Raw genomic sequence first — 2,425 nt, 5'->3', positions numbered from 1 at the left:
TAAGCCGCTCCGCTGCCGGTGGCTATGGGAATTGAATCGGTGCAGGGCTGGTTGTGAATGTCGAACGTCGGATGCGATGCGAGGATGGGATAACAACTGGATGCACGATTTGGCGGGCACTGCCAGCGATGATCGGAAGCAAGCGGCTCAGGTCGCGTGAGCAAGGCTCGCTGCGAACGCAGTGGACGTACGTGCCTCGCGGACGCGCAGGATGTGCTGGGTTCGGTGCCGGGGAGGGACATGCGTTCGAGCCTCATTTCTGGCATGGTGGCGCCCGCGGCGGTGCATGAGGCAGCAGGTATTCGACGCAAACCATGTGACCGTGTTTGCAGACTGGACAGTCGCGCAGTGACCGGCCAGTCAGCTGTGCATAGCGGTCGCGGTAGTCAGGTCGGAGTGTCGCCGGGGTTTCGGGAAGCGGCGCGTCAAGTAGTCGGCGACATGTGGACAGGCTGGTCTCGCGCAGCCGGTTGCTGAGCAGTCCGTAGTGGCGAATCCGTTGCAATCCGTGCGGCAACACGTGCAGCAGGAAGCGGCGCAGGAACTCGTGGGCATGAAGACGCATCACGCGTGGTCGGTCCGGATGGCGATAGTCCTTCCAGCGAAACGTGACGTGCCGACCGGTCTGACTGACGAGGCGGTTGTTGGAGATCGCGACGCGGTGTGTGTAGCGGCCGAGATAGTCGAGCACCTGCTGGGGACCACCGAATGGCTCCTTGGCATAGACGACCCATTCGGTTCGACCCAGGCCGGACAGATAGCGGGCGAATTGGCCCGGCTCAGACAGGTGGGCCAGTGACGGGAAGAAGCCGAGTGCCCCGATATCGAAGGCCTGTTGCAAGCGCTCGAGGAACAGCCGGCGGAACAGGCGCGAGAGAACCCGCACGGGCAGGAAGAAGCCGGGCCGGCAAGCCCCCCAGCGCGTACCGTCGGCGGCCAGGCCGCCGCCCGGGATGACGCAGTGCAGATGCGGATGGTGGAGCAGGTTCTGCCCCCAGGTGTGCAGCAGCGCGATGAATCCGATCGTGGCACCGAGGTGCCGGGAATCTGCCGCTATCGTCTGCAGCGTTTGAGCTGTCGCCTGGAACAGGATGTCGTAGACGACACGCTTGTTCTGGAATGCGATGGCCGCGATCTCTTGCGCAACGGTGAAGACGACGTGGAAGTAAGGCACGGGCAGCAGGTCCGCCTGGCGACGCTCGAGCCATTGTGCCCGGGCGAGCGACTGGCACTTCGGGCAGTGCCGGTTGCCACACGAGTTGTAGGCGATGCGCTGATGTCCGCAAGCGTCGCACTGCTCGACGTGCCCGCCCAGAGCCGCGGTTCGGCACTGCTCGATGGCGCGCATGACGCGACGCTGCTCGCGGTCGAGCGAGCCGGCGTGCAGATGCCGGTATGCCGGGCCGTGGCGACGCACGATGTCCGCCAGCTCCAGTGGGGCCTTCATCGCCATTCAGACGTGGTCAACCGGCGGTTCGGGTGAAGCCTGCGGTAATCTTGATGGCAGCCGGTCGAACGGGCTGGTCGCCGCGCAGATCGTGCTGGTCGCGACCTTCAGGTAGCGCGCCGTCGTGGCCAGGCTGCGATGGCCCATCAGCAACTGGATCAGGCGCACATGCGCACCGGACTCGAGCAGGTGCGTCGCAAAGGCATGACGCAAGCTGTGCGGGGTGATCGGTTTGGTGATACCGGCACGGCGACGTGCGTCATGGCACGCCTGTCGCACCACGTCGGCACCGACGGGTTGATCCGGGAAGCGGCCGGGAAACAGCCAGTACTGGGGACACCAGTAGCTACGCAGGACCTCCAGCAGCCGTGGTGAGAGCATTACGTAGCGGTCGACGCGCCCCTTGCCCTGTTCGACACGCAGCATCATGCGCTGGCTATCGATATCGCTGACCTTCAGCCGGGTGGCTTCCGAGATACGCAGGCCGGCGGCATAAGCCGCGATCAACACGGTACGATGCTTGACGCTACGGATTGCTTCGAGAAAACAGGTGATCTCATCCTGACTGAGGATCACCGGGAGTTTGCGCGGCGTCTGGGGTATCGGGAGTTCTTCGACCGCCCACTCACGTTTGAGCGTGATGTGGTACAGGAAGCGCAACGCTGCGGTGGCCACCACCAGGGTGCTGGCTGAGCGCCGCTGGACTTCAATCAGATGCACCTGCCAGGCGCGCACCTCCTCCGGACCCAGCAGTTCAGGGGAACGCCCAAAGTACCGGGCAAAGTTGCTGACCTGCTGGAGATACGTGCGTTGTGTGTTGGCCGCGAGGTTGCGCACGCGCATATCCTCGATCATGCGTCGACGTAGGGGTGTCATGGTGGACTCCGCTCTGAGTGGTCACGGCGGCAAACTGCACCGCCATCGTCGCACTCGACAGATGTGCCCTTCGGATGATCCCGGAGCCGATGTCGCTGGCCA

Annotated in this window: 2 protein-coding genes; both read right to left on the bottom strand. The window is 64.2% G+C overall.

All coding sequences use genetic code 11. The features are described 5' to 3' along the window. Positions 1-253: 253 nt before the first annotated feature. Positions 254-1,447 (bottom strand): IS91 family transposase, encoded by a 1,194-nt coding sequence (locus tag HV796_RS41685; protein WP_175233471.1) that lies wholly within the window; start codon positions 1,445-1,447, stop codon positions 254-256. A gap of 6 nt (positions 1,448-1,453) precedes the next feature. Next, on the bottom strand, positions 1,454-2,323 hold the full coding sequence (locus HV796_RS41680; protein ID WP_175233470.1) for a tyrosine-type recombinase/integrase: 870 nt from the start codon (positions 2,321-2,323) through the stop codon (positions 1,454-1,456). Positions 2,324-2,425: the final 102 nt, after the last annotated feature.

Origin of the sequence: Paraburkholderia humisilvae, assembly GCF_902859855.1 — a bacterium.
GTDB classification, from domain to species: Bacteria; Pseudomonadota; Gammaproteobacteria; order Burkholderiales; family Burkholderiaceae; genus Paraburkholderia; species Paraburkholderia humisilvae.
The sequence above is the reverse complement of the archived record's forward strand: the minus strand, read 5'-3'. Positions and strand labels throughout refer to the sequence as shown.